Annotated in this window: 23 protein-coding genes and 1 riboswitch; of the genes, 12 read left to right on the top strand and 11 right to left on the bottom strand. The window is 69.2% G+C overall.

Translation table 11 applies throughout. From position 1 onward, the window contains the following. Positions 1-124 precede the first annotated feature (124 nt). Positions 125-2,752, top strand: coding sequence for an alanine--tRNA ligase (alaS, locus tag AVKW3434_RS03580; RefSeq protein ID WP_284404445.1), 2,628 nt, complete (start codon positions 125-127; stop codon positions 2,750-2,752). A gap of 73 nt (positions 2,753-2,825) precedes the next feature. Here alaS and AVKW3434_RS03575 read toward each other — a convergent pair whose 3' ends face one another. The 5 genes from AVKW3434_RS03575 to AVKW3434_RS03555 form a co-directional block, all read right to left on the bottom strand. Beyond that, positions 2,826-3,872: a GGDEF domain-containing protein gene (locus tag AVKW3434_RS03575; protein WP_284404443.1), complete on the bottom strand. Its 1,047-nt coding sequence runs from the start codon at positions 3,870-3,872 to the stop codon at positions 2,826-2,828. 27 nt (positions 3,873-3,899) lie between these two features. Then, complete coding sequence (trmB, locus tag AVKW3434_RS03570) at positions 3,900-4,694, bottom strand: tRNA (guanosine(46)-N7)-methyltransferase TrmB (RefSeq protein WP_284404441.1); 795 nt, start codon at positions 4,692-4,694, stop codon at positions 3,900-3,902. Further along, the gene (gluQRS, locus tag AVKW3434_RS03565; RefSeq protein WP_284404438.1) at positions 4,664-5,647 is read right to left on the bottom strand and encodes a tRNA glutamyl-Q(34) synthetase GluQRS; all 984 of its coding nucleotides are present in this window, start codon (positions 5,645-5,647) and stop codon (positions 4,664-4,666) included. The genes trmB and gluQRS overlap by 31 nt, the downstream gene beginning before the upstream one ends. Next, entirely contained in the window at positions 5,644-6,789 is a 1,146-nt protein-coding gene (locus tag AVKW3434_RS03560) for an NAD(P)/FAD-dependent oxidoreductase (RefSeq protein WP_284404436.1), read from the bottom strand. Before AVKW3434_RS03560 ends, gluQRS begins: the two co-directional genes overlap by 4 nt. A gap of 88 nt (positions 6,790-6,877) precedes the next feature. Beyond that, a complete protein-coding gene (locus AVKW3434_RS03555) occupies positions 6,878-7,816 on the bottom strand; it encodes a LysR family transcriptional regulator (RefSeq protein WP_284404435.1) in 939 nt (312 codons plus the stop codon). A gap of 110 nt (positions 7,817-7,926) precedes the next feature. Here AVKW3434_RS03555 and AVKW3434_RS03550 point away from each other — a divergent pair, with 110 nt between their 5' ends. From AVKW3434_RS03550 to AVKW3434_RS03535, 4 genes are all read left to right on the top strand, one after another. Then, positions 7,927-8,628 (top strand): pirin family protein, encoded by a 702-nt coding sequence (locus tag AVKW3434_RS03550; RefSeq protein ID WP_272569352.1) that lies wholly within the window; start codon positions 7,927-7,929, stop codon positions 8,626-8,628. A gap of 82 nt (positions 8,629-8,710) precedes the next feature. Further along, complete coding sequence (locus tag AVKW3434_RS03545) at positions 8,711-9,265, top strand: flavodoxin family protein (protein WP_272569353.1); 555 nt, start codon at positions 8,711-8,713, stop codon at positions 9,263-9,265. 51 nt (positions 9,266-9,316) lie between these two features. Next, on the top strand, positions 9,317-9,724 hold the full coding sequence (locus tag AVKW3434_RS03540) for an OsmC family protein (RefSeq protein WP_272569354.1): 408 nt from the start codon (positions 9,317-9,319) through the stop codon (positions 9,722-9,724). Then, positions 9,721-10,605, top strand: a complete 885-nt coding sequence (locus AVKW3434_RS03535; protein ID WP_284404432.1) for a pirin family protein — start codon at positions 9,721-9,723, stop codon at positions 10,603-10,605. The genes AVKW3434_RS03540 and AVKW3434_RS03535 overlap by 4 nt, the downstream gene beginning before the upstream one ends. A 55-nt stretch (positions 10,606-10,660) precedes the next feature. On the opposite strand, the gene AVKW3434_RS03530 is transcribed toward AVKW3434_RS03535, so the two are convergent. Genes AVKW3434_RS03530 through AVKW3434_RS03515 form a run of 4 tightly spaced genes read right to left on the bottom strand, consistent with a single transcriptional unit; the run spans position 10,661 to position 14,857 of the window. Then, positions 10,661-11,443 carry a sulfurtransferase gene (locus AVKW3434_RS03530; RefSeq protein ID WP_284404428.1) on the bottom strand — a complete coding sequence of 261 codons (783 nt, stop codon included), beginning with the start codon at positions 11,441-11,443 and terminating at the stop codon, positions 10,661-10,663. Positions 11,444-11,486: 43 nt separating this feature from the next. Further along, the gene (locus AVKW3434_RS03525) at positions 11,487-12,338 is read right to left on the bottom strand and encodes a MinD/ParA family protein (RefSeq protein ID WP_272569360.1); all 852 of its coding nucleotides are present in this window, start codon (positions 12,336-12,338) and stop codon (positions 11,487-11,489) included. A gap of 10 nt (positions 12,339-12,348) precedes the next feature. Beyond that, positions 12,349-13,131, bottom strand: coding sequence for a GGDEF domain-containing protein (locus tag AVKW3434_RS03520; protein ID WP_372588176.1), 783 nt, complete (start codon positions 13,129-13,131; stop codon positions 12,349-12,351). Between the two features lie 55 nt (positions 13,132-13,186). Further along, complete coding sequence (locus tag AVKW3434_RS03515; protein WP_284399906.1) at positions 13,187-14,857, bottom strand: SulP family inorganic anion transporter; 1,671 nt, start codon at positions 14,855-14,857, stop codon at positions 13,187-13,189. A 149-nt stretch (positions 14,858-15,006) separates the two neighbouring features. On the opposite strand from AVKW3434_RS03515, the gene AVKW3434_RS03510 reads away from it, so the two are divergent. The 3 genes from AVKW3434_RS03510 (at position 15,007) to AVKW3434_RS03500 (ending at position 17,081) form a co-directional block, all read left to right on the top strand. Then, the gene (locus tag AVKW3434_RS03510) at positions 15,007-15,468 is read left to right on the top strand and encodes a BON domain-containing protein (protein ID WP_272569363.1); all 462 of its coding nucleotides are present in this window, start codon (positions 15,007-15,009) and stop codon (positions 15,466-15,468) included. A gap of 103 nt (positions 15,469-15,571) precedes the next feature. Continuing rightward, complete coding sequence (locus tag AVKW3434_RS03505) at positions 15,572-16,795, top strand: PLP-dependent transferase (RefSeq protein WP_284404425.1); 1,224 nt, start codon at positions 15,572-15,574, stop codon at positions 16,793-16,795. Between the two features lie 109 nt (positions 16,796-16,904). Continuing rightward, positions 16,905-17,081, top strand: a complete 177-nt coding sequence (locus AVKW3434_RS03500) for a hypothetical protein (protein ID WP_284399897.1) — start codon at positions 16,905-16,907, stop codon at positions 17,079-17,081. Between the two features lie 84 nt (positions 17,082-17,165). Here AVKW3434_RS03500 and AVKW3434_RS03495 read toward each other — a convergent pair whose 3' ends face one another. After that, on the bottom strand, positions 17,166-17,825 hold the full coding sequence (locus tag AVKW3434_RS03495) for an arylesterase (protein WP_284404423.1): 660 nt from the start codon (positions 17,823-17,825) through the stop codon (positions 17,166-17,168). Positions 17,826-17,840: 15 nt separating this feature from the next. Between AVKW3434_RS03495 and AVKW3434_RS03490 the strand changes: the two genes are divergently transcribed. The 4 genes from AVKW3434_RS03490 (at position 17,841) to ribB (ending at position 21,306) form a co-directional block, all read left to right on the top strand. Beyond that, on the top strand, positions 17,841-18,536 hold the full coding sequence (locus tag AVKW3434_RS03490; protein WP_272569367.1) for an ABC transporter ATP-binding protein: 696 nt from the start codon (positions 17,841-17,843) through the stop codon (positions 18,534-18,536). Positions 18,537-18,650: 114 nt separating this feature from the next. Then, positions 18,651-19,400: a 23S rRNA (guanosine(2251)-2'-O)-methyltransferase RlmB gene (rlmB, locus tag AVKW3434_RS03485; RefSeq protein WP_272552603.1), complete on the top strand. Its 750-nt coding sequence runs from the start codon at positions 18,651-18,653 to the stop codon at positions 19,398-19,400. 16 nt (positions 19,401-19,416) lie between these two features. Continuing rightward, positions 19,417-20,229 (top strand): SIR2 family NAD-dependent protein deacylase, encoded by an 813-nt coding sequence (locus tag AVKW3434_RS03480; RefSeq protein WP_284404420.1) that lies wholly within the window; start codon positions 19,417-19,419, stop codon positions 20,227-20,229. A gap of 3 nt (positions 20,230-20,232) precedes the next feature. Beyond that, positions 20,233-20,439: riboswitch (FMN riboswitch) on the top strand. Positions 20,440-20,631: 192 nt separating this feature from the next. Next, positions 20,632-21,306, top strand: coding sequence for a 3,4-dihydroxy-2-butanone-4-phosphate synthase (ribB, locus tag AVKW3434_RS03475; RefSeq protein ID WP_284404621.1), 675 nt, complete (start codon positions 20,632-20,634; stop codon positions 21,304-21,306). Between the two features lie 16 nt (positions 21,307-21,322). Here ribB and AVKW3434_RS03470 read toward each other — a convergent pair whose 3' ends face one another. Then, positions 21,323-22,282, bottom strand: a complete 960-nt coding sequence (locus AVKW3434_RS03470) for an aldo/keto reductase (RefSeq protein WP_284404417.1) — start codon at positions 22,280-22,282, stop codon at positions 21,323-21,325. Between the last annotated feature and the right edge of the window lie 7 nt (positions 22,283-22,289).

The following is a 22,289-nucleotide window of genomic DNA, read 5'->3' as shown; positions in this document are numbered from 1 at the left end:
TGCCCAATAGGGCGGGCCGCGCTCCGGCATGCCCCGAAACCTATAATCGACGTCCCCAGCCCTCGCCGGGCCTTCATGGGCCTCACATGCGTTGAGGCACCTCGGCACCCCACCAGATTCCAAGATGAGCCAGCCCACTTCCAGCGTCGCAGACATCCGCAAGACTTTCCTCGACTTCTTCGCGTCGAAGGGCCACACCATCGTTCCGTCGAGCCCGCTCGTGCCGGGCAACGACCCGACGCTGATGTTCACGAACTCGGGCATGGTGCAGTTCAAGGATGTGTTCCTGGGCACCGACAAGCGTCCCTACCAGCGCGCGACCTCCGTCCAGGCCTGCCTGCGCGCGGGCGGCAAGCACAACGACCTGGAGAACGTGGGCTACACGGCCCGCCACCACACGTTCTTCGAAATGCTGGGCAACTGGAGCTTTGGCGACTATTTCAAGCGCGAATCGCTGAAGTGGGCCTGGGAGCTGCTCACCGAGGTCTATCAGCTGCCGGCCGAACGCCTGCTGGCCACCGTCTACGAAGAGGACGACGAGGCCTATGACATCTGGACGAAGGAAATCGGCCTGCCGCCCGAGCGCGTGATCCGCATCGGCGACAACAAGGGCGGCCGCTACAAGTCCGACAATTTCTGGATGATGGCCGACACGGGCCCCTGCGGCCCCTGCAGCGAAATCTTCTACGACCACGGCCCCGAGATCCCCGGCGGCCCCCCCGGCAGCCCCGACGAGGACGGCGACCGCTTCATCGAGATCTGGAACAACGTGTTCATGCAGTTCGACATGGCCGAGGACGGCTCCGTCAAGCCGCTGCCCGCACCGTGCGTGGACACGGGCATGGGCCTGGAGCGCCTGGCCGCCATCCTGCAGCACGTGCACAGCAACTACCAGATCGACCTGTTCGATGCGCTCATCAAGGCCGCGGGCCGTGAGACGCACACGGCCGATCTGTCCAACCCGTCGCTCAAGGTGATCGCCGACCACATCCGCGCGACCTCGTTTCTCATCGTGGACGGCGTGCTGCCGAGCAACGAGGGCCGCGGCTACGTCGAGCGCCGCATCGTGCGCCGCGCCATCCGCCATGGCTACAAGCTGGGCCAGAAGACGCCGTTCTTCCACAAGCTCGTCAAGGACCTGGCGCAGCAGATGGGCGACGCCTACCCCAAGCTGCGCGAGCAGGAGCAGCGCATCACCGATGTGCTCAAGACCGAAGAGGAACGCTTCTTCGAGACGCTGGCCAACGGCATGGAGATCCTGGACGCCGCCCTGGCCGGCGGCGCGAAGGTGCTGCCCGGCGAAGTGGCCTTCAAGCTGCACGACACCTACGGCTTTCCGCTCGACCTGTCGGCCGACGTGTGCCGCGAGCGCGGCGTGACCGTGGACGAGGCCGGTTTCGCCGAAGCCATGAACAAGCAAAAGGCCCAGGCCCGTGCGGCCGGCAAGTTCAAGATGGACAAGGCGCTGGAGTACACCGGCGACGTCAACCGCTTCACAGGCTACGAGCAACTGGCCGAGAAGACCGCCAAGATCACTGCCATCTATGTGGACGGCGTCGGCGTTGCCGCGCTGCGCGCCGGGCAAGAGGGCGTCGTGGTGCTCGACACCACGCCGTTCTATGCCGAAAGCGGTGGCCAGGTGGGCGACCAGGGCGTCATCACCAGCGGCTCGGCCCGCTTCGCGGTGGCCGATACGCTCAAGATCAAGGCCGATGTGTTCGGCCACCACGGCAGCCTGGAAGCCGGCACCCTCAACGTGGGCGACACGGTCCATGCCGAGGTGGACACGGCCCTGCGCGCGGCCACCATGCGCAACCACTCCGTCACCCATTTGATGCACAAGGCCCTGCGCGAAGTGCTGGGCAGCCATGTGCAGCAAAAGGGTTCGCTGGTGAACGCCGAGCGCACGCGCTTCGACTTTGCCCACAATGCCCCGGTGACCGATGCGCAGATCCGCGAGATCGAGCGCCGCGTGAACGAGGAAATCCTGGCCAACACTGCCACCGGCGCCCGCGTGATGGACATCGAGTCGGCCCAGAAGACCGGCGCCATGATGCTGTTCGGCGAGAAGTACGGCGAAAGCGTGCGGGTGCTGGACATCGGCACGAGCCGCGAGCTGTGCGGCGGCACGCACGTGGCGCGCACCGGCGACATCGGGCTGTTCAAGGTCGTGGCCGAAGGCGGCGTGGCGGCCGGCGTGCGGCGGATCGAAGCCGTCACCGGCAGCAACGCGCTGGCCTATCTGCAGCAGCTCGAAGACACCGTGACCCGTGCGGCCAGCGTGCTGAAGGCACCGGTGGCCGAGCTGAACGGCCGCATCGGCCAGACGCTGGACCAAGTGAAGGGGCTGGAGCGCGAAGTGGCCGCACTCAAGGGCAAGCTCGCTTCGGCGCAGGGCGACGAGATGCTCGCCCAGGCGGTGGACATCAAGGGCGTGAAGCTGCTGGCGGCCCAGCTGCCCGGCGCGGATGCCAAGACCCTGCGCGACACCATGGACAAGCTCAAGGACAAGCTCAAGTCCGCCGTGATCGTGCTGGCGGCCGTCGATGGCGACAAGGTGCAGTTGGCGGCCGGCGTGACCGCCGACAGCGTGGGCAAGGTCAAGGCCGGCGAGCTGGTCAACTTCGTGGCCCAACAGGTCGGCGGCAAGGGCGGCGGCAAGCCCGACATGGCCATGGCCGGTGGCACCGATGCGTCCGCGTTGCCCGCGGCGCTGGCGTCCGTGCAAGGCTGGGTGGTCGAACGCCTCTGATTTTCAGGGCGCCGCAAAAACAAAGGCCCGCATCGCGGGCCTTTGTTGTTTGGGCAGCCGCAGGGGCGGCCGGTCAGAACAGTTCGACGTCGTCGTTGGACACCTTGGTGTGCAGGTGGCCCTGGTCGATCAGTTCGTCGTAGTAGCACACCCGGTTGCGGCCGTTTTCCTTGGCGAAGTAGAGGGCCTGGTCGGCCTGGCCCAGGATTTCGACCGGCGCACCGCGGTCGGTGCACACGAAGCCCAGGCTGACGGTGACCCGGCCCACCTGCGGAAAGTTGTACTCCTGCACCGCCAGGCGGAAGCGGTTGAACACCTTGTGCGCGGTCGACAGCGTGGTCGAGCGCAGCAGGACCACGAACTCCTCGCCCCCGAAGCGGAAGATGCGGTCGTGGCTGCGGAAGGACGAGCGCAGGATGTTGGCGATCAGGATCAGCACCTCATCGCCATACAGGTGGCCGAAGCGGTCGTTGACCTGCTTGAAATGGTCGATGTCCACCACCGCCAGCCACTGCTGCAGCGGCTCGCTCGCGTCGGAACCGTCTCCGTCCGCGAGCATCTCGTCGGCCGCGATGCGCACGCTGCCGGACACGCCTGCGCGGCGCGCGAACTGCTCGTCGAAGGTCTTGCGGTTGAACAGCCCCGTGAGCGCATCGCGCTCGCTATAGTCCAGCAGGCTCTGGTAGTTCTGGTAGACATAGAAGACGCTCTGGATCACGTCCAGCTTGTGCACCGAGAACGGCCGAGACTGCGTCACTTCGATGCAGGCGTGCACCTCGTCGTGCATCCACACCGGCATCCACAGCGTGTGCTCGCCCTTGCGCAGCGAATGCAACGCGCGCCGCTCCTTCTGCAAGATGCATTCGTGCAGCGCGGCGTATTGGGTGAGGGGCTCGCGGCGGGAATCGGCCGCGGCTTCGGAGTTGGTCGACACCATCTGGCCCTGATCGCACCAGGTGCGCGGCCGCACGTAAGGAACGCCATCGTCCTTGAAGATTTCGAGCGCACGCACTGCCTTGATCGCGGGCAGCTTCTGCAGCGTGGAGAGCACCGACACCTCCAGCCGAAGATGGTCGCGGTGGCCGGTCATTTCGACCAGGTTGTCGAGAATGGGCTTCATGGATGCGTCGATTCTGCAGTCATGCGGTCAACTTCGGCGCACGAACACCACGTCCCATACGCCGTGCCCCAGGCGCAGGCCACGGTTTTCGAACTTGGTGAGGGGGCGGTAGTCGGGCTGCGGCGCGTAGCCGTCAGCGGTATTGGCCAATTGGGGCTCGGCCGACAGCACCTCCAGCATCTGTTCGGCGTACGGCTGCCAGTCCGTCGCGCAATGCAGGTAGCCGCCCGGCTTGAGCCGGGCCGCCAGCTTGGCCACCAGCGGCGGCTGGATCAGGCGGCGCTTGTTGTGCTTTTTCTTGTGCCACGGATCGGGAAAGAAGATGTGGATCCCATCCAGCGTGCCGGGCGGCACCATGTGGTCGATCACCTCGACCGCGTCGTGCTGCAGGATGCGGATGTTGGTCAGGCCCTGCTCGCCGATGCGTTTGAGCAGCGCGCCCACGCCGGGCTCGTGCACCTCGCAGCACAGGAAGTTGTCCTGCGGGCGCACGCCGGCGATGTGCGCGGTGGCCTCGCCCATGCCGAACCCGATCTCCAGCACCAGCGGGGCGGTGCGGCCGAACACGGCGGGTGCGTCGATGGGTTGGGGCGCGTAGTCCAGCACGAAGCGCGGGCCCAGCTCTTCAAAGGCCTTGGCCTGGCCGGTGGTGGTGCGGCCTGCGCGGCGCACATAGCTCTTGATGGTCTTGGGATAGGGGACGTCGGCGGGGGCACCGCCGCCCGCGCGCGCAGGGCGCTGCTCGGGGGGATTCGTCGGGCCGGCATCGGCCAGGGGCAATTGCGTTTCTGTCACGGTGAGCGATTGTAGATTCCGGACCATGCCCGCGCCCAGAGCTCCAGCGCATGGCCGACCGGGGTGTCGTTTGGCCGCACCAGCGGCGGCAGGCCGAGCTGGTGCGCGGCGGCGGCCAGCGCCTTGACGGGTTCGCGCGTGTCCACCGGCGGCGCGCCGTGCTGTTTGGAGAGCTTGGCGCCGTCGGGCGCATACACCAGCGGCGTGTGCAGGTAGCGCGGCGTGGCCAGGCCGAGGGCGTGCTGCAGCAGGATCTGTCTCGGCGTGTTGTCGGCGAGGTCTTCACCCCGCACCACGTGGGTGACGCCCTGGTCGGCATCGTCCACCACCACGGCGAGCTGGTAGGCCCAAAGCCCATCGGCGCGGCGCAGCACGAAGTCGCCCACCGCGCTCGCCACGTCCTGCGATTGCACGCCCAGCCGGCGGTCTTCCCAGACCACGCCGTCGCGCGAGACCGAAGGCCCGGCATCGCGCTCGCACGGCCCTGGACGGGCAGGTAATTTTTTCTGAATTTCCGATGAGCGGAACCGCCAGGACCGCGCCGGCCGACCCTGCAGCCCCCCACGGCAGGTGCCGGGGTAGGGCAGCTCCACATGGGGTTGGCGCACATGGCCGAGCCGGGCATGGGCTTGCTCGATGTCGCTGCGCGAACAGGCGCAGGGGTAGGCCCGTCCCTGGGCGAGCAGGCGGTCCAGCGCTTGCTGGTACGGCAGGCCACGCTCCGATTGCCGCATCACCGGGCCATCCGGCAGCAGGCCGCAATCGGCCAGCTGGGACAGGATGATGGCGTCGGCCCCAGGCGCGCAGCGCGGGGTGTCGACGTCTTCGATGCGCACCAGCCATTGCCCGCCGCGCCCCCCGTGCGCCGAACGCGCGTCCAGCCAACTGGCCAGCGCCGCCACCAGCGAGCCCGCATGCAGCGGGCCCGTGGGCGACGGCGCGAAACGGCCGATGTAGCGGGAGAGGGCGTCCAGCGTCATGCCACCGCGAGAGCGAGTTCCAGTCCGGAGACGAAGGCGTCTTCCAGGCGATGGCCCAGGCACCAGTCGCCGCACAGGCCGATGCCGGCCTTGGCGTCCCACAGGTGCGAGCGGCCCAGCGGCGCGAGCGTTTGCGCATAGCGCCAGCGGCAGACCTCGGCGTGCGCGGGTTCGGCGCGGATGCCGGTCACCTCGGAGAACGCTTTGGTGAGCTTGGCCTGCACCCGGGCTTCGCCGTCCTCCAGGTGCTCCCTCGACCACGCGGGGCTGGCCTGCACGGTCCAGCGCTCCACCGGGCCGCGCCCGGGCTTGGAAGACTCGCGCGCCAGCCAGGCGATGCGGTGGTGGGTGCTGCGCGCCGCGTTCCACTGCGGCCCCAGCGTGGTGAGGCCCGGCCGCACCGCCTGGGGAAACGCCAGCATGAGCGTCCAGCAGGGGGCGATGGTGACCTGGGCCAGCGGTGCGTGCAGCGATGGCGCGACGGTCGTGCCCGACGCGGTGCCGGAGGCCTGCAGCAGCGCCAGCGCCGGCACGGAGGGCTGCGCGAGCAGCACCACGTCGAACCCCGCATGCACCTGCGCCGCGCCATCGGGCGACTCGGTGCGCAGTTGCCAGCGCTTGCCGTCCATGGGGTCGCGTTCGATGCGGGTCACGCGGCAGCCGGTGAGCAGGCGGCCGGCCTGCGACAGCGGCCGCGACCAGGCATCCACCAGCGATTGCATGCCAGGGCTGGCGACCCAGTGGGGCTCGCCCGGCGGTGGCGCCGCGGCGGCCACGCGGCCTGCCGCATCGAGCACGCGCACGGTGTTGGCGCTCCAGGGCCGGCACAGGCCGGGCACGGTTTCCAGGGCCCGTTCGAAGCGCGAGTCGCGCACGGTGAAATACTGCGCGCCGGCATCGAAGCTGCCGAAGGCCGTGTCCAGCGTGGTGGTGCGTCCACCGGCATGGGGGGCCTTCTCGAACACCGTGACCTCATGGCCTGCCTGGACCAGCGTGCGGGCGCACACGATGCCCGCCATGCCGGCACCGATGACGGCGAAGCGGCGGGCCGGTGCCGAAGGCTCGGGGGATGGGGCCGGGGTCTCCGTGGAGGGGCTGCGTCGCAGCCGTTGCTTGGATCGTTGGGCAGGTGCTGGGGGCATGGGGCCGGGCCTTTCGGAAGCGAAGTTCAGGAGCAGTGAAACAAGGCCCACTCTACACGCGCGGCCCTTGGCCGCGTGGCTTCGTGCGCTAGAAATGATGATGGTTTTCGAGCAGTGCCTTGCGCGTGGCGGGGCTTTGCAGTTGGGACAGCCACCACTGCAGCGCCCGGCCCGGCGCGCTGTGGCCGGGCCCGCCCCAGGCGTAGTGCAACTGCACATTGCGCCGTGCGCGGGCCACCCGCCGTGTCACGAGGCGCCCCGCCTCCAGGTAGGGCCGGGCCATGGGCTCCGGAATGAACCCGCCGCCCAGGCCGCGCAGTTGCGCCTGCAGCTTGGCCTGCATGCTGTCCACGGTGAAGACATCCTGCCCCCCGAGCAGGCCCATGGTGACGCTGCCGCGCTGCGCGGAATCGGCCACGGCGACGGCGCGGTGCATGCGCAGCACGGTGTCGGTGATGGGCTCCTGCGCATCGGCCAGCGGGTGGTGGGGGGCGATGGCGTAGAGAAACTCCACCTCTCCCATCGTCTCCTGCTGCAGGCCGGAGACGGTGGAGGCGTTGACCGCCACGCCGATGGCCAGGTCGGCCCGGCCCGAGGTCAGCATCTCCAGCGTGCCCGACAGGATGCCGGTGCGCAGCTTGAGCCGCGTGGGGGGCTCCATGGCGTAGAACGCCTCGGTCAGCTCCAGCAGGGTGGTGGGCGAGATGATGCCGTCCACGCTGATGGTCAACTGCGGCTCCCAGCCCGTGGCGACGCGGCGAACGCGGTGCGCCACCGCGTCCACTTCTTCGAGCAGCCGCGCGCCTTCGCGCAGCAGTTCGGTGCCGGCCTCCGTCGGGCGCGCCTGCCGCGCGCTGCGGTCGAACAGCAGCACGTCGAGCGCGTCCTCGATCTGGCGCACGCGGTAGGTGAGGGCGCTGGGCACCAGTCCCAGCCGCCGCGCCGCCGCGGCGAAGCTGCCGGTGTCCGCTATGACCTGCAGCATGGCCAGGCTGTCGGGGGTCAGGGCGTCGCGGGCGTTTTGCATGGTGGGTGCGGCTGAGCTTCAAAGATTTTGAATGATGCCTTCAATCCGCTTGGGCTTGCAAGCCGCACCCTGCTTCTAAAGTCGCTGCACCGAATGAACACCCGCCGCCCATGCTGACCGTCCGAAAATCCCAAGACCGGGGCCATGCCGACCATGGCTGGCTGCAGTCGTACCACAGCTTTTCGTTCGCCGGCTACTACGACCCCCGCTACATGGGCTACGGCAGCCTGCGCGTCGTCAACGAAGACCGCATCGCACCGGGCACCGGCTTCGGCACCCACGGCCACCGCGACATGGAAATCCTGAGCTACGTGCTGTGCGGCGAACTGGCGCACAAGGACAGCCTGGGCAACGTGCGGGGCATTCCCCAGGGCGACGTGCAGCGCATGAGCGCCGGCACCGGGGTGACGCACAGCGAGTTCAACCATGCCCCCGGGCGCTCCACCCATTTCCTGCAGATCTGGCTGGAGCCCGATGCCCGCGGCATCGCCCCTGAATACGAGCAAAAGACCTTCGCCGATGCGGACAAGCGCGGAGTGCTCCGACTGCTGGCCTCGCCCGATGGCGCGTGCGGCTCGCTCACCGTCCACGCGGATGCCCGGCTGTACGCCGGCCTGTTCGATGGGGCAGAGGCCGCCACGCTGGCGCTGCCACCTGGCCGCAAGGGCTACGTGCAATTGGTGCGCGGGGCGCTGCAGGTCAACGGGCTTGCCCTGGCGGCCGGCGATGCGGCCTTCGCAGAGCACGAGCCCCTGCTGGCGTTCGGGCAGGGCACGCAGGCGGAAGTGCTGGTGTTCGACCTGGCGGCCTGAGAATCGGCCGACTCTCGTTTTCCTTCTCTCCCTGTCCCCTCTCTTTTTTCTTCACCCAACCACCCGTTCGAGGAGTTCATTTATGGCAAAAATCGCAGTGGTCTTTCATTCCGGCTATGGCCACACGCAGCGCCTGGCCCAGGCCGTGGCCGAAGGCGCGAACGCGCAGCTCGTTGCCATCGATGCCGATGGCAACCTGCCCGAAGGCGGCTGGGACACCCTGCAGGCGGCCGATGGCATCCTGTTCGGCACGCCCACGTACATGGGCGGCCCGAGCTGGCAGTTCAAGAAATTCGCCGATGCCTCCTCCAAGGCCTGGTTCGGCCGCAGCTGGCAGGACAAGGTGTTCGGCGGCTTCACCAACAGCGCCAGCCTGAACGGCGACAAGCAGGGCACGCTGGCCTACCTGCACACCCTGGCGTCGCAGCACGGCGGCATCTGGGTGAGCCTGGGCCTGCTGCCCAGCAACTCCAAGGCCGCCACCCGCAACGACCTGAACAACCTGGGCGGCTCGGTCGGCGTGCTGGCCCAGTCGCCCTCCGACGCCAGTGTGCAGGAAATGCTCCAGGGCGACCTGGACACGGGCCGGTCGTACGGCGCACGCGTGGCGGAGATTGCGCGCCGCCTGCACGGCTGATAGATTGGCCGGCCCATCCCCCTCGATCCCTCCCCTCACCGGAACCTTCCCATGACCCTCGAATTGCGGCGCATTGCCGGCGCACCGCTGGCGCAGACCCTGACGGTTCGCGGGCATCGCCTTGTCGTGGACGGCACCGTGGCCGAGGACGGCGATGACACCGGCCCCAATCCGCACGACCTGTACGACGCCGCGCTCGGCGCGTGCAAGGCGCTCACCGTGCTGTGGTACGCGCGCCGCAAGGGCATGGCGGTGGACGACGTGCGCACGGTGATCGACCGCGACGCCTCGGCCGAGCGCAGCGGCACCTACCGCCTGGCCGCCCGCCTGCAGGTGAGCGGCGATCTCACCGACGCCCAGATCGCGGAGCTGGAGGCCGTGGCCGCCAAGTGCCCGGTGCACAAGCTGATGACCAGCGTCACCACCGAGATCACCACCGCCGTGGAGCGCATGCCATGAGCGGGCCGGCCATCCTGAAGGGGCACGACAAGGACCTGGGCGGCGGATTCACCGTGCGCCGGCTCCTGCCATCGCTGCAGCGCCGCTCGGTCGGGCCCTTCGTCTTCTTCGACCATTTCGGGCCGGTGACCGTGGAGCCGGCGTCCGAATACGACGTGCGGCCTCACCCGCACATCGGCCTGGCCACCGTCACCTACCTGTTCGACGGTGCCATCGTGCACCGGGACAGCCTGGGCTCGCTGCAGCAGATCGAACCCGGTGCCATCAACTGGATGACCGCGGGGCGCGGCATCGTGCATTCCGAGCGGCGGCCCGATGCGCTGCGCGACCGCAGCTACGTGAACCATGGCATCCAGCTGTGGGCGGCGCTGCCGATGGCCAGCGAGGACGACGCACCCAGCTTCGTGCACACGCCGGCCGCCGACATTCCCGAGCTGTCGCACGAGGGCGCCACGGTGCGCGTGCTGATCGGCCGGGCGTTCGGCCACGCCTCGCCCGTGGCGACGCTGTCGCCCACGCTGTACCTCGACGTGCAATTGGCCGCTGGCGGTGCGCTGACCCTGCCGCCCCTGGCGCAGGAAATGGCGATCTATGCGGTGGACGGCGACCTGCTGCTCGACGGAGAGCCGTTCGCGGCTCACACGCTGGCCGTGCTGGAGACGGGCGCCGGCGCCGCGCTGCGCGCGCCGGACCGGGCGGTGCGGCTGATGGTGATCGGCGGCGACGCGCTGGATGCCCCGCGCCACATCTGGTGGAATTTCGTGTCGAGCCGCAAGGACCGCATCGTGCAGGCCGCCGACGACTGGGACGCCCAGCGCATGGGCCACGTGCCCGGCGAGACCGAATGGATTCCGCTGCCGGAGCGGCGCTTCAAGCCTTGAACTGAAAAATCGGACCAAAACAGCCCGATGCCCTAGAAAATCATGCCCCGGCAGCTCACATTTTGATAGCGGCGGGCTCTGCGGCTGATTCCGGCTGCGTCGACAGGTCGTTCGCCAGCACCCGGCGCTCGTCGAACACGAAGCAGCCGCCGTGGTAGTGCGCCCCGTCGGTTTCCTCGAAGTACTTGAGGATGCCGCCTTCGAGCTGGTAGACGTTCTCGATGCCTTCCTCGCGCATCAGGATGGCGGCCTTTTCGCAGCGGATGCCGCCCGTGCAGAAGCTCACCACCGTCTTGCCCGCGAACTCGGCCTTGTGCTCGCGCAGCGCCGGCGGAAACTCGGTGAACTTGTCGATGCGCCAGTCGATGGCGTTGTCGAACGTGCCCTGGTCCACCTCGAAGGCATTGCGCGTGTCCAGCGTCACCACCGGCCGGCCCGCGTCGTCGTGCCCCTGCGCCAGCCATCGGCGCAGGGTGGGTGCGTCCACCGCGGGCGCCCGGCCGTTCGACGGGCGGATGGTGGGGTGGTCCATGCGGATGATCTCGCGCTTGACCTTCACCAGCATCTTGCGAAACGGCTGCTTGGCCGACCAGCTTTCCTTGGGGGCCAGGGGTTCGAAGCGTTCGTCCGTCTTCAACGCATCGATGAAGCCGCGCACCGCCGTCGACGGCCCGGCCAGGAACAGGTTGATGCCTTCTTCGGCCAGCAGGATGGTGCCCTTGAGGTGGGCCGCCTCGGCCCGCGCATGCAGCACGTCGCGCAGCTCGGCCGCGTCCGGCAGGGGCACGAACAGGTAGCAGGAGATATTGAGAACGTCGTTCACGGTGGACTCGGGCATGGCAGGCGGGCCGGACGGCCAACGGCGTGGCCCCGGCGTTCGGCTAACTGGCGGGGGTGAGCAGCGCAGTGTCGATCTTGTTGGCCAGCTGGGCAATGGCCAGCGCCGCGGGGCAGCCGGGCATCTGCATCAGCAGCAGCTGGCGCCGCATGACGGCATCGCGCACCGACGTGTCGGCCGGGATGTCGCCCATGTGCAGCAAGCGCATGGAGCGGCCCGATTCGGTGCTCACGAAGCGGTCCAGCACCTGCTGCAACTGGCTTGTGATGGCGCGGCCGTCGCCGGGGCGCGCGGCCTGGTTGACCACCATGCGCACGTGCTGGCGCTTTTGCTGCGTGGCCAGCACCTTGATCGCGGCGTAGGCGTCGGTGAGGGAAGTGGGCTCGGGCGTGGCGACGATCAGCACCTCGGACGCGAGCGACACCGAGAACAGCACCACGTCGGAGATGCCCGCGCCGGTGTCCAGCAGGATCACGTCGAAGCGCGGTGCCAGGGTCTGAATCACGTTCAAAAATTCGCTGCGCACTTCGGGGGTGAGGCGCGAGTACTCGACCATGCCGGAGCCGGCCAGCACGACCGAAAAGCCGCCGGGCGCGTCGATCACGGCATCGTCCAGGTCGGCCTTGCCGGTGAACACGTCGTGCAGCGTCACCTTGGGGTGCAGGTTCAGCACCACGTCGAGGTTGGCCAGGCCCAGGTCGGCATCGAGCACGAGCACGCGGTGGCCACGGCGGGTGAGGGCGGCCGCCAGGTTGGCGGAAACGAAAGTCTTGCCCACGCCGCCCTTGCCGCTCGTGATGGCGATGATGCGGGCGCCAGGCGGCGGGCTAGCGGTGCGCGCAGGCATGTTGGGGCCGGCGGGTGTGGTGGGTTGCGGGGACAGCGCGTCGGTCATCTCTGGGCTTTCAATAGGCGCTGCCTGTGGAATCCATGGGCGGTGGCAGATCGCCCCATCCCGACGGAGTGTATAGCGGGCCGAAGAGCAGGCTCTTCTCTTCGGCACTGACGGTGCTGTCCGGCTGTTCTTCGATGCTGACGCGGTTGCGGCCGGCCATCTTGGCTTTATAGAGCTGGCTGTCGGCACGCTCGCTCCACAGGAGCGTCGTGCTGCGGATCCATTGCAGGGCGAAAGCCCCGCCGATGCTGACAGTGACGTTGAGATCGACGGAGGGCGAGATGCGCACCGGCGTGCGCTCGATCGCGCGGCGGATGCGTTCCGCCACCACGCGGCCGAAGCCCGCCTGGCAGGCCGGCAGCACCACGGCGAACTCTTCGCCGCCGTACCGGGCCAGGGTGTCCATGGGGCGCACGCAGCCGTTCAGGGTGCGTGCCACCGACTGCAGCACGATGTCTCCGGCCAGATGGCCGTAGGTGTCATTCACCCGCTTGAAATTGTCGATGTCGAGCATGAGCAGCAGCGCCGCCTCGCCCGCCCGGGTGACGCGGTCGATCTCGCGCTCCAGCACGGTGCGGAAGTGGCGCCGGTTGGCCAGCCCGGTGAGGGGATCCTTGAGCGACAGCTCGCACAGGCCATCGATCAAGCCCTGCAGGTAGTGCAGCGGCGTGTCGGAGGGCAAAGCAGCTTCTGAGCCCGCGGCCTGTGCAACCAACGCATGCGCTGTCGTCAGGCGCAGGTCGCGCAGGTTCACGAATTGAGGGGTCGCAGATTCAGTCACAAAATGCAACAAACAGTATGTACCGAGTGTAGCAGCGGGGTTGGCTTCTGACCCCTGCGATCCTGGCTCATTCCGTTAATTGTTGCAACACCGCCAGTGCCTGCGCATCGGTGCGGTAGAGCGCAAGACCCGGTCCCGCTTCCAGAAGCCCGGCGCGGCGAAGCACCTGTTCCACTGGCAGCTTGATGCCGCTCACGTGCAGTTGCCCCCCGCGGGAGGCGGCCAGCGTGCGCAGGCGGGCGAAGGTTTCCACGCCGGTCACGTCGATGCGGTTGATGGGTTGCGCAAAAAGGCACAGGTGCCGAATCTCCGGGTGGGCGGCCCAGTGCTCGGCGATGCGGCGTTCCAGGGCCGCGGCGGACGCGAAGTCCAGCTCGGCATCCATCCGCAGGGCGAAAAGCCCCGGCGCGATGGGGGGCAAAAGCCAAAGGTGGCGGTCGCGCAGGCTGCCGTCCGGGTGGGGGGCCACCTCGATGATGCGCGGGTGCAGGCGCTGGTAGAGAAAGTGGCCCAGGTTCAGCACCAGGCCGACCAGCACGCCCCAGTACATGCGCGGCGCCGTCGCCAGGGTCAGCGCGAAGGTGACGCCGCCGATGACCGTCTCCACCCGCGACACCCGCCACAGCCGCAGCAGCGTGCCGGGCTTGATGAGGCTGGTCACCGCCGTCACCACCACCGCTGCCAGCACCGAATGGGGCACGTGGTACAGCGCCGGGGTGAGCCACAGCAGCACCGCCAGCACCAGCGCCAGGGCGAAAAGGGTGGCCCAGCCGCTCTTGGCGCCCGCGTAGAGGTTGATCGCCGAGCGCGAGAACGAGGCGCTTGTGGCGAAGCTGCCGCACAGTCCCGAACTCATCTTGGCCAGGCCGTGCGCAATCAGGTCCTGGTTCTCGTTCCAGCGGGTGCCGCCCTGCTGGTGCTCGACCTTGGCGCTGGAGGCGGTCTCCAGGAAGCTCACCAGCGTGACCACCAGCACCGGCAGCACCAGCGCGCCGAACTCGTCCCACGACAGCCAGCCGGGCCAGTAGGGCTGGGGCAGCCCGGCGGGCAGGTGGCCGACCACGGCGCCGTCGTGGTCGGCGTAGCCGATCGCCCAGCTGACCAAGGCCGCCAGCCCGACGATCACGATGGCCGCCGGAAACGTGGCGCGCCAGCGCCGCGCGGCCACCAGCAGCCCCAGGCTGCCCAGGCCGAATGCCGCCGCCGTCAGGTCGAAATGGTGCAGCGACGGCGACACGGCCAGCGCATTCCAGGTGGTGCGCAGCCCCAGCAGGTCCGGCAACTGGGAGGCCAGGATGAGCAGGGCCGCCGCCTGGGTGAAGCCGTTGAGCACGGGCGAGGTGACCAAATTGAGCAGCCAGCCGAACCGTGCCACCCCCAGCAGCATCTGCAGCAGGCCCGACAGCAGCGCCATCCATGCGGCCAGCGCCACCCAGTGCGCGCTGCCGGGTTCCGCCAGGCCGGTGAGCGACGCGCCGATCAACAGGCTGGTCAGCGCGGTGGGCCCCACGCCCAGGCGGGTGGAGGAACTCCACAGCACCGCGATCAGCGCCGGCACCAGCGACGCGTAGATGCCGGTGATGACCGGCATGCCCGCCAGCGCTGCGTAGGCCACCCCCTGGGGCACCAGCATGAGGCCGACCGTCATCCCGGCCCAGAACTCCCCCCGCATCAGGTGGCGGTCCGGACGGGGCCAGGCCAGGAAAGGGAACCATCGGGAAAGGGACTGCAGGCGCATCCCGCGATTGTCGCGCGGCGGCGGGCGGGCGCCAGCGGCATCTCGACTGCCTTGTCCTACGCGAGCTTCGGCGCCTTCCCACCGGGTGCAGGGCGCCGCAAACCTAAAGTGCCCACCAGATTCCCCCATTTCCTGCAAGGAGGCCTCCCATGAACGCAACCCGCACGCCCCACAGCCCTTCCCACCGGATGGTGAGCATCCTTTCCGCCACGCTGCTGGCTTTCGGACTGGCCGCCTGCGACAAGGCCGATGACCGCACGGTGGGCCAGCAGATCGACTCCGCCGTCGCCAAGAGCGGCCAGGTGGCCTCGGACGCCCAGCGCAAGATGGAAGCCGCTGCCAACGAAGCCGGCGATGCGACCCGCCAGGCGGCCGAGCGCGCCGCCGCGGTGATGGACGATGCCGGCATCACGGCCAAGGTGTCCGCCGGCCTGGCCCAGGACGCGGAACTGAGCGCCGTCAAGATCGACGTGGACACCCGCAACGGCATCGTGACACTGAACGGTCCGGTCAAATCCAAGCAGGCCAGCGAGCGCGCCACGAACATCGCCCAGAACGTGCAGGGCGTGAACTCGGTGGTCAACCAACTCACCATCTCCAGCGCCGGCTGATCTCCGGCCCGGCTTCTGCCAACCCGGCACGGGTGCCAGGGCCATTGACCGTGCGCCGCCCGGCCCACCCTCGACGGGTGCGCCGGGCGCTACCATGGCGCCCATGACTTCACCCGCCGACCTCGCCACCCGCATCGTCCACCACGACTACGTGCCCCCTGCAGGCTTCGCCGCGCCGCAGCCTGCGGTCTACAAGGCCTCCACGGTCATCTTCCCCAATGTGGCGGCCATGCGCGCCCGCGAGTGGAAGGACAAGACCAGCTACACCTACGGCCTGCACGGCACCCCCACCAGCTACCAGCTGGAAGAGCGCCTGTGCGAACTGGAGGGCGGCAAGCAGTGCCTGCTGGTGCCCAGCGGCCTCGCCGCCATCGCCAATGTCTCGCTGGCGCTGCTGCGCGCCGGCGACGAGGTGCTCATTCCCGACAACGCCTATGGCCCGAACAAGGCGCTGGCCGAGGTGGAGCTGGCCCACTACGGCATCCGCCACGTGCTGTACGACCCGATGGACCTTGCCGACCTCGCTGCCCGGATCACGCCTGCGACGCGCCTGGTGTGGCTGGAGGCGCCGGGCTCGGTGACCCTGGAGTTCCCCGACCTGGTCGAGCAGGTGCGCATCTGCCGCGAGCGCGGCGTGGTCTGCGCCCTGGACAACACCTGGGGCGCGGGTCTGGCGTTCGCGCCCTTCGACCTGCGGGGCGACGGCCAGTGGGGCGTGGATGTGTCGGTGCATGCGCTCACCAAATACCCCAGCGGCGGCGGCGACGTGCTCATGGGCAGCATCGTCACCCGCGACCAGGCCCTGCACCTGCGCATGAAGCTGTGCCACATGCGCCTGGGGCTGGGCGTGGGCGCAAACGACGTCGAATCCGTGCTGCGCTCGCTGCCCAGCATCGGCCTGCGCTACCGCGCCCACGACGTGGCGGCGCGCGCGCTGGCGCGCTGGATGGCGGAGCAGCCCGCGGTGGCCCAGGTGCTGCACCCCGCGCTGGCGGGATCGCCCGGACACGACCAATGGCGTGCGCTGTGCGCGGCCGATGGCGGGGAGGGCGCCGCGGCGGGCCTGTTCAGCGTGGTGATCGACCCCCGGTACTCCCAGGCGCAGGTGGACGCTTTCTGCGACCGGCTGCAATATTTCAAGCTGGGCTACAGCTGGGGCGGACCGATGAGCCTGGTCGTGCCATACGAGCTGGCGACCATGCGCAGCCGCCCGACGCCGCAGCTCGTGCCTGGCACCGTGGTCCGTTTTTCGATCGGCCTGGAGGCCGAAGCCGATCTCCGCCGCGACCTGGCGCAGGCCCTGGCGCATGCCTTTCCCGCACCCTGACGCCCTGAGGAGTCCGGTGGCTGCGCCCGGTGCGGCGCAGCCACCGGGAGACCCGGGGCCTTGAGGGCATGCTGTTACATTGACCGCTTCAATTCAGGAAGGTACTACCTTGGCAACACCCAACTACGGATACGAAAAGCGCCAGCGCGAGCTCGCCAAGAAGAAGAAAAAGGAAGAGAAGGCGCAAGCCAAGTCCCACCGCAAGGACGACCCGCGGGAAGGCCCCGCGCAGGATGACGGCCAGCAGAGCGCACCGCCCGCCGACGGCAACGCGCCTGCGGCCTGATCCCTTAACGGTCCGCAGCCGCCGCACCGCCGGCCCAGGTCCAGGCGCTCCGCCCGGCGACCGGGCCCGCCAGGGCGCCGCCCGTCAGCGCAGCAGCTTGCGCAGCTCGGGCCACACGTTGGCCAGCATGGCTGGGTGGGCCTCGGCCTTGGGGTGGATGCGGTCGGGCTGGAACATGGCGGTCGGGTCGGCCGCATCGGCCACGCCCTTGAGCAGGAAGGGCACCAGCGCCGACTGGGTGTCCTTGGCCACGCTGGCGAAGGTGCCGGCAAAACGTTTCGCGTAATCGGTGCCGTAGTTGGGCGGCACCTGCATCCTCACGATGAGGACCTTGGCACCCGACTGTTTGGCCGCCTGGGCCATGGCCTTCAGGTTGTCGGCCGTGTTCTGCAGCGGCAGCCCGCGCAGGGCGTCGTTGCCGCCCAGCTCGATCACGACATGGCTGGGCCGGTGCTGGGTCAGCAGGGCCGGCAGGCGGGAGCGGCCCCCCGAGGTGGTGTCGCCGCTCACGCTGGCGTTCACGACCGCGGCGTCGATCTTCTCTTCGGCCAGCTTCTTTTCCAGCAGCGCCACCCAGCCCGTGCCGCGGGCCAGTCCGTACTCGGCGCTCAGCGAATCGCCCACCACCAGGATGACCGGCTTTGCCGCCGCAGCGGCCAGCGCAGCAGGGGCACAAAGCCCTGCGGCCGCGCCGGCCGCCAGGGCCGCGATAAAGTGACGCCGGTACAACAGATCTCGATTCACAGCAAAGCACCTTTCATGTCGGAAACTCCTTCCTTGCCCACCCACCCCATCATCGCCGTGGAGCACGTGCACAAGTCGGTGACGGACTCGACCGGCACCCTCGACATTCTGCGGGATATCGATTTCCGGCTGGCTGCGAGGGAAACCGCGGCCATCGTGGGCGCCTCGGGCTCGGGCAAGAGCACGCTGCTGTCGATCATCGCGGGGCTCGATACGCCCACCCGCGGCACCGTGCGCCTGGATGGGCAGGACCTGTTCGCCATCGACGAAGATGCCCGCGCCGCACTGCGCGCGCAGAAAGTGGGCTTCGTGTTCCAGAGCTTCCAGCTCATGGGCAACCTGACCGCGCTGGAGAACGTCATGCTGCCCCTGGAGCTGGCCGACCGCCGCGACGCGCGCAAGCTCGCGGCCGACATGCTGGGGCGCGTGGGGCTGGGCCAGCGCCTGTCGCACTACCCCAAGGTGCTGTCGGGCGGCGAGCAGCAGCGCGTGGCGCTGGCGCGGGCCTTCGTGGTCGAGCCGGCCGTGCTGCTGGCCGACGAGCCCACCGGCAGCCTGGACTTCGCCACGGGCGAGACCATCATGCGGCTGATGTTCGAGTTGAACCGCGAGCAGGGCACCACGCTCGTGCTCGTCACGCACGACCGGGGCATCGCCGCGCAGTGCGAGCGGCGCATCACCATCGACGCGGGGCGCGTGTCCGAGGCCTGAGGCTTTCGTGAGGGCTTTGGGCCGTTTGTGCCTTGTGCCGGGATATTGCATGCCTTGATTGCTATCAAATAAATAGCAGTCGGTCGCTCGGTCCGTGGCGCGGATAATCCCCGCATGTCCAGCCCCAAAGTCCTCTTCGGCTTCCACGCCGTCGGCGTGCGCCTGAAGACCGCGCCGCAATCCATCATCGAGATCTACTACGAGGCCACGCGGCGCGATGCCCGCATGCGCCAGTTCCTCGACCGCGCCAACGCCGCCGGCGCGCGCCTCATCGAAGCCGACAGCGCGCGCATCGCCAAGCTGGCAGGCAGCCAGGGCCACCAGGGTGTGGCGGCGCGGGTGGAGCCGGTGGCCCTGGCCACCTCGCTCGACGAGCTGCTCGAAGACCTGGAAGCCTCCGGCGTCGCCCAGCCCCTGTTGCTGGTGCTGGACGGCGTGACCGATCCGCACAACCTGGGCGCCTGCCTGCGGGTGGCCGACGGCGCCGGCGCGCAGGCCGTGATCGCGCCCAAGGACCATGCGGTGGGCCTGAACGCCACGGTGGCCAAGGTGGCCAGCGGTGCCGCAGAGACGGTGCCGTACTTCATGGTGACCAACCTCGCGCGCACCCTGAACGAGCTCAAGGAACGCAACATCTGGTGCATCGGTACCAGCGACGATGCGCCCAAGACCATCTACCAAGTGGACCTGAAAGGCCCCGTGGCCCTGGTGCTGGGCGCGGAGGGCGACGGCATGCGCCAGCTCACGCGCAAGACCTGCGACGAGCTGGTTTCCATCCCCATGAAAGGTGCGGTGGAGAGCCTGAACGTGTCGGTGGCCAGCGGCGTGTGCCTGTACGAGGCCCTGCGCCAGCGCACCGTCTGAACCCGGTCTTTTCGCCATGCCGCGTGTGCCAGCCCCCGACGTCGCGTGGAGCGGCTCGGGCGACCTGAACACCGCCATCGCCTGGGTCGACGCCGCGCAGCGCATCGTGGTGCTGACCGGCGCGGGCGTGAGCGCCGAGTCCGGCGTGCCCACATTCCGCGATGCGCAGACCGGGCTGTGGGCGCAGGTGCGCCCCGAAGACATGGCCAGCGAGCCCGGCTTTCGCGCCGATCCCGCGGGTGTCTGGGCGTGGTACGAGCACCGCCGCGCGCTGCTGCAGGGCGTGCAGCCCAATGCGGGCCACCGGGCGCTGGCGGACTTTGCCCGGCGCCATCCCGGCCGCCTCACGCTGGTCACGCAGAACGTGGATGGCCTGCACCAGATGGCCGGCAGCGAGGGCGTGCTGTGCCTGCATGGCGAGCTGCGCGGCAACCGCTGGCTGGACGATCCGCGCGGCTGCTGCGACATGGCCCACGCCGAGGCCGGCGCCCCGCCGCGCTGCGCCACCTGCGGCAATCTCGTGCGCCCGGCCGTGGTGTGGTTCGGCGAGTCGTTGCCGATCGACATCCTCGGTCAGGCGGAGGAGGCGGTCAGCGCCTGCGACCTGATGCTGGTCGTGGGCACGGCCGGCGCCGTGTATCCAGCGGCCGGCCTCGCCCACATGGCCCGGCGCATCGGGGCGCGCGTGCTCATCGTCAACCCGGCGCCGAGCGAACTCGACAGCACGGCCCATGCGGTGCTGCGCGGCCCGTCGGCCGAAGTCTTGCCCCTGCTGCTGGGCCGGGATCGCCCCGCAGGCGACACGCCACCGGCGGCAGCGCCGCGATAATCGCCCGGTCTTCAGGGCGGGGTGGAATTCCCCACCGGCGGTAGGCGGTGCGGGAGGTTTCCCCGCGCCGCGAGCCCGCGAGCGCTCCGCATGCGTCCTTCGGGATGGGCGGAGGTCAGCAGACCCAGTGCGACGCGGCTCCAAGGAACACGGTTCCTGGCCCGTTCAGTCTGGGGCCGACGGTCACAGTCCGGATGAAAGAAGATGGGGCGCGCAGCCATGCGCGCCCTGGTGCCTGCGCGCGCCTGCCATTCGGGCGTGCGCCGGTGCTTCTTGCATGCCTTGAGGCGTTTCCTCACCTTCCAGGAGCGTTTCATGAACACCGCCGTTTCCGTTTTTTCTTCCTCTTCCCCTTCCACGCCTGTGGCCGTGGCCGTCGATCACGGCGTGCAGCTGGCGCCCATGCCCGAGGTCATCGCCGCCATTGCCGCGGGCCGTCCCGTGCTCGTCATGGACGATGCCGACCGCGAGAACGAGGCCGACCTCATCTGCGCGGCCGACAACCTGACCGAGGCCACCATGGCCCTGATGATCCGCGAGGGCAGCGGCATCGTCTGCCTGTGCCTCACGCCCGGTCATGCGGGCGCCTTGGGCCTGCGGCCGATGGTGGAGGTCAACCGGTCCTCGTTCGCCACCGCCTTCACCCAGTCCATCGAGGCGGCCCATGGCGTGAGCACGGGCGTGTCGGCGGCCGACCGGGTGCAGACCATCCGCTGCGCCCTGCAGGTACCGGCGCCGGGCGGGGCCCCGCAGATCGTCAGCCCCGGCCATGTCTTTCCGCTGGTGGCACGCCCGGGCGGGGTGCTGGAGCGCACCGGCCACACCGAGTCGGCCGTGGACCTGGCGCGCCTGGCCGGCCGCGCACCCGCCGGGGTGCTGTGCGAGCTGATGAATCCGGACGGCAGCATGGCCCGCGGTGCGGACGTGGCCCGGTTCGCCCAGGCGCACGGTCTGCTGTGCACGACCGTGCAGGCGCTGGTGGCGCATCGGCAGGGATTGCAGGCCTTGGCGGAAGAAGGCGGGCAGGGCGGCGGCGGAGCGCCTGCCGCCCAGGAGGCGGTCGGCGAAACCGCCTGATGGCCTCCGGGGCCCCTCAGGCCGCTTCGGCGCTGGCTTGGCTCAGCGATTCGAGTGCATCGGCATCCAGCTTCAGACTGGCGGCCTGCACCAGTTCCTGCAGTTGCTCCAGCGACGATGCACTGGCGATGGGCGCGGTGATGCCGGGCTGCGCCATCTGCCACGCGATCGCCACCTGGCCGGGGGTGACCTCATAGCGCTCGGCCACCTGGTCGAGTTCGGCCAGGATGCGCAGGCCCCGGTCGTTCAGGTAGGTCTGCACCACCTTGGCGCCGCGCGGGCTCTTGTCCACATCCGCTGCGCTGCGGTACTTGCCGGTCAGGAAGCCGGCGGCCAGCGCGTAGAAGTTGATCACGCCCACGCCCTTTTCCAGGCACAGGGGGCGCAGCTCTTTCTCGAACACGTCGCGGTCGTACAGGTTGTACAGCGGCTGCAGGCTTTCGTAGCGCGGCACGCCCAGGCGCTCGCTGGTGTCCAGGGCCTCGGCCAGGCGCTGCGCGGAATGGTTGGAGGCACCGATGGCGCGCACCTTGCCCTCGCGGATCAGGTCGGCATAGGTGCCCAGGGTTTCCTCCAGCGGGGTGCTGGCATCGTCGTCGTGCGACTGGTAGAGGTCGATCACATCGGTGTGCAGGCGCCGCAGCGAGTCGTCCACCGCGCGGCGGATGTAGTCGCCGCCCAGGCCCACCTTGCCATGGCCCATGTCCTTGCCCACTTTGGTGGCCAGCACGATGCGGTCGCGCTTGCCGCTGCGCTTGAGCCACTGGCCGATCATGGCCTCGGACTCGCCGCCCATGTGCCCCGGCGCCCAGCGCGAGTACACGTCGGCGGTGTCGATAAAATTAAAGCCTGCGTCCACCCAGGCATCGAGCAGCGAGAACGTGGTGGGCTCGTCCACCGTCCAGCCGAACACGTTGCCGCCGAAGCACAGTGGCGAAACCTGCAGGCCCGAACGGCCGAGGGGGCGAAATTGCATGGGGGAC

Source organism: Acidovorax sp. SUPP3434 (genome assembly GCF_030159015.1).
GTDB lineage: Bacteria > Pseudomonadota > Gammaproteobacteria > Burkholderiales > Burkholderiaceae_C > Paracidovorax.
The sequence above is the reverse complement of the archived record's forward strand: the minus strand, read 5'-3'. Positions and strand labels throughout refer to the sequence as shown.

Coding starts and splice junctions, on each gene's coding strand:
- AVKW3434_RS03525 (WP_272569360.1), bottom strand. CDS start 12,338: ATGACCGACGCGCTGTCCCCGCAACCCACCACACCCGCCGGCCCCAAC.
- rlmB (WP_272552603.1), top strand. CDS start 18,651: ATGTCCAGCCCCAAAGTCCTCTTCGGCTTCCACGCCGTCGGCGTGCGC.
- alaS (WP_284404445.1), top strand. CDS start 125: ATGAGCCAGCCCACTTCCAGCGTCGCAGACATCCGCAAGACTTTCCTC.
- AVKW3434_RS03530 (WP_284404428.1), bottom strand. CDS start 11,443: ATGCCCGAGTCCACCGTGAACGACGTTCTCAATATCTCCTGCTACCTG.
- AVKW3434_RS03515 (WP_284399906.1), bottom strand. CDS start 14,857: ATGCGCCTGCAGTCCCTTTCCCGATGGTTCCCTTTCCTGGCCTGGCCC.
- AVKW3434_RS03535 (WP_284404432.1), top strand. CDS start 9,721: ATGAGCGGGCCGGCCATCCTGAAGGGGCACGACAAGGACCTGGGCGGC.
- AVKW3434_RS03550 (WP_272569352.1), top strand. CDS start 7,927: ATGCTGACCGTCCGAAAATCCCAAGACCGGGGCCATGCCGACCATGGC.
- AVKW3434_RS03505 (WP_284404425.1), top strand. CDS start 15,572: ATGACTTCACCCGCCGACCTCGCCACCCGCATCGTCCACCACGACTAC.
- AVKW3434_RS03545 (WP_272569353.1), top strand. CDS start 8,711: ATGGCAAAAATCGCAGTGGTCTTTCATTCCGGCTATGGCCACACGCAG.
- trmB (WP_284404441.1), bottom strand. CDS start 4,694: ATGGTCCGGAATCTACAATCGCTCACCGTGACAGAAACGCAATTGCCC.
- ribB (WP_284404621.1), top strand. CDS start 20,632: ATGCCCGAGGTCATCGCCGCCATTGCCGCGGGCCGTCCCGTGCTCGTC.
- AVKW3434_RS03575 (WP_284404443.1), bottom strand. CDS start 3,872: ATGAAGCCCATTCTCGACAACCTGGTCGAAATGACCGGCCACCGCGAC.
- AVKW3434_RS03555 (WP_284404435.1), bottom strand. CDS start 7,816: ATGCAAAACGCCCGCGACGCCCTGACCCCCGACAGCCTGGCCATGCTG.
- AVKW3434_RS03470 (WP_284404417.1), bottom strand. CDS start 22,282: ATGCAATTTCGCCCCCTCGGCCGTTCGGGCCTGCAGGTTTCGCCACTG.
- AVKW3434_RS03480 (WP_284404420.1), top strand. CDS start 19,417: ATGCCGCGTGTGCCAGCCCCCGACGTCGCGTGGAGCGGCTCGGGCGAC.
- gluQRS (WP_284404438.1), bottom strand. CDS start 5,647: ATGACGCTGGACGCCCTCTCCCGCTACATCGGCCGTTTCGCGCCGTCG.
- AVKW3434_RS03540 (WP_272569354.1), top strand. CDS start 9,317: ATGACCCTCGAATTGCGGCGCATTGCCGGCGCACCGCTGGCGCAGACC.
- AVKW3434_RS03510 (WP_272569363.1), top strand. CDS start 15,007: ATGAACGCAACCCGCACGCCCCACAGCCCTTCCCACCGGATGGTGAGC.
- AVKW3434_RS03490 (WP_272569367.1), top strand. CDS start 17,841: ATGTCGGAAACTCCTTCCTTGCCCACCCACCCCATCATCGCCGTGGAG.
- AVKW3434_RS03560 (WP_284404436.1), bottom strand. CDS start 6,789: ATGCCCCCAGCACCTGCCCAACGATCCAAGCAACGGCTGCGACGCAGC.